This is a genomic window from Pseudonocardia nigra, assembly GCF_019396355.1.
In the GTDB taxonomy this organism is placed as follows: Bacteria; Actinomycetota; Actinomycetes; order Mycobacteriales; family Pseudonocardiaceae; genus Pseudonocardia; species Pseudonocardia nigra.
In genome coordinates, this window is the sequence record NZ_JAHKRK010000410.1 from 1 (window position 1) to 2,285 (window position 2,285).

A 2,285-nucleotide genomic window follows, 5' to 3' on the forward strand; every position below is an offset into this window, starting at 1 on the left:
GCCCCGTCTCCGCCCACGCACCCCGTCTCCGCCCATGCGCCCCGTCGACGGGGAGCATGGGCGGAAATGGGGCGCATGGTGGACGGCGCAGCCATGCCGCGGAGCGGCGTGATCGACGGGGCCGGATCCCGCGCCGGCCGCCGAGGGGGTCGGAATAGACTCCGGCCGATGAGCGATCCGTCCCCGTACGCACCGCTGATCGCGCGGGTGCCCGTGCGGGAGGAGGAGGTCGCTCTCCGCGGGGTCCGCGCGCGCCTCTGGGTCTACGGCGCCGACTCCGCTGACCGGACGCTCGTGTTCGTGCACGGCCTGCGCGGCGACCACCACGGGCTGGAGCCCATCGTGGCCCACTTGGAGGGCGTCCGCGTCGTCGTGCCGGACCTGCCGGGGTTCGGGGCGTCGCCGCCCCTGCCGGCGGGCGGCCACGACGTCGCCGGCTACGCGGCCTGGATCCGCGACCTGCTCGCCGCCGTCGCGCCCGGCGGCGACGCCGTGCTCGCCGGGCACTCGTTCGGCTCGATCGTGACGGCCGCGGCCGTGGCGCAGGGCGCCCCCGTGCGGGCGCTCGTGCTCGTCAACCCGATCGCCGCGTCCGCGCTCGCCGGGCCGCGGGTGGTCATGACCCGGCTGACGGTGCTCTACCACCGGCTCGCCGCGGCGCTGCCCGAACGGGCGGGCACCGCGCTGCTGCGCAACCCGGTCATGACCCGGGTCGCCAGCGTCGCCATGGCCACCACCGGCGACCGGGAGCTGCGGCGGTGGATCCACGCCGAGCACGACCGGTACTTCAGCACGTTCGCCGACCGCCGCACGCTCCTGGAGGCCTTCCACGCCTCGGTACGGCACGACGTGGGCGAGTCGGCCGCCGCCGTCGCCGTCCCGACGCTGCTGGTGGCCGCCGACCGCGACGACCTCGCCCCGCCCGCGGCGCAGCACACGCTGGCCGGACGGTTCCCGGACGCGCGGCTGGTGGTGGTGCCCGGCACCGGACACCTCGCACACTACGAGGCGCCGGCGGCCGTCGCGGCGGCGCTGACGGAGTTCCTGGCCGGGCTCCCGATCCGGTGAGGGTCCTGGTCGACTGCCGCTACGTCCGGGTGGACCGGCACGACGGCATCAGCCGCTACACCGCGGGGCTCGTGGGCGCGCTGGCCCAGCTGGCCCCCGGCCGGCTCGACGCGCTCGAGCTGCTCGTCAGCGACCGGCGCCAGCTCGACCACCTGCCCGCGGGCCTGCTGTGGCACCTCGTGAGCTCACCGACGAGCGTCCGCGAGCCGCTCGTGGCCCGCCAGGTGCGCAGGTTGCGCCCCGACGTCGTGTTCTCCCCCATGCAGACGATGGGCAGCTGGGGCCGCGACTACGGCCTCGTCCTCACGCTCCACGACCTCATCTACTACACCAACCGAACCCCGCCCCGGGACCTCCCGGCGCCCATCCGGCTGCTGTGGCGGCTCTACCACCTGGCCTGGTGGCCACAGCGGGTGCTGCTGAACCGCGCCGACGCCGTCGTCACGGTCTCGGAGACCACCGCGGGGCTCATCGCCGCGCACCGGCTCACCCGGCGGCCGGTGACGGTGGTCCCGAACGCGCCCGACCCCGTGCCCGACCTCCCGCGCGCGCCCCGCACCGGCACGCTCGTCTACATGGGCTCGTTCATGCCCTACAAGAACGTGTCGACGCTCGCGCGCGCGATGGCGGAGCTCCCGGACCACGAGCTGCACCTCATGAGCCGGGTACCGCCGCAGGAACGGGCGCGGCTCACCGCCGCCGCCGCGGGCGGGCGGCTGGTGTTCCACGACGGCGCCGACGACGCGACCTACCACGACGTGCTCCGCGGCGCGACCGCGCTGGTCTCGGCGTCCCGCGACGAGGGGTTCGGCATCCCGCTCGTCGAGGCGATGGCGCTCGGGACGCCGGTGGTGGTCAGCGACATCCCGGTCTTGCGGGAGGTCGGCGCCGACGCCGGGGCGTACGTGCAACCCGACGACGTGGCCGGCTTCGTCCGCGCGATCCGCGAGCTCGACGACCCGGGCCGCTGGGAGGAGCGCTCGGCCGCCGCCCGCGCCCGGGCCGCCCGCTACACCTGGGCCGCGTCGGCCGACGAGCTCCTGGCCCTGCTGGAACGCGTGGCCGCCGCCCGCTGAAACGCCTCTCCCCGTTGCAGCAAAGAGGGGGATGGCCCTGCGGGCCGCTCCCGGGTGGATGAGAATCGCTGCGTGCGCCGTCCGCTGACGTCGTTGTGGTTTGGCCCTGGGTGGCCGTAGCAAAGATTGACGCTGGAGTCC

The 2,285-nt window shown here is 75.6% G+C and carries 2 protein-coding genes; both read left to right on the top strand.

Annotation, left to right across the window (positions count from 1 at the left end):
• Positions 1-168 precede the first annotated feature (168 nt).
• Positions 169-1,068 (top strand): alpha/beta fold hydrolase, encoded by a 900-nt coding sequence (locus tag KME75_RS41045; RefSeq protein ID WP_219420383.1) that lies wholly within the window; start codon positions 169-171, stop codon positions 1,066-1,068.
• On the top strand, positions 1,065-2,144 hold the full coding sequence (locus KME75_RS41050) for a glycosyltransferase family 4 protein (protein WP_219420384.1): 1,080 nt from the start codon (positions 1,065-1,067) through the stop codon (positions 2,142-2,144). Before KME75_RS41045 ends, KME75_RS41050 begins: the two co-directional genes overlap by 4 nt.
• Positions 2,145-2,285: the final 141 nt, after the last annotated feature.

What these genes read in the sequence shown, in the direction of transcription:
- KME75_RS41045 (WP_219420383.1), top strand. Translation starts at nt 169, where the DNA reads ATGAGCGATCCGTCCCCGTACGCACCGCTGATCGCGCGGGTGCCCGTG.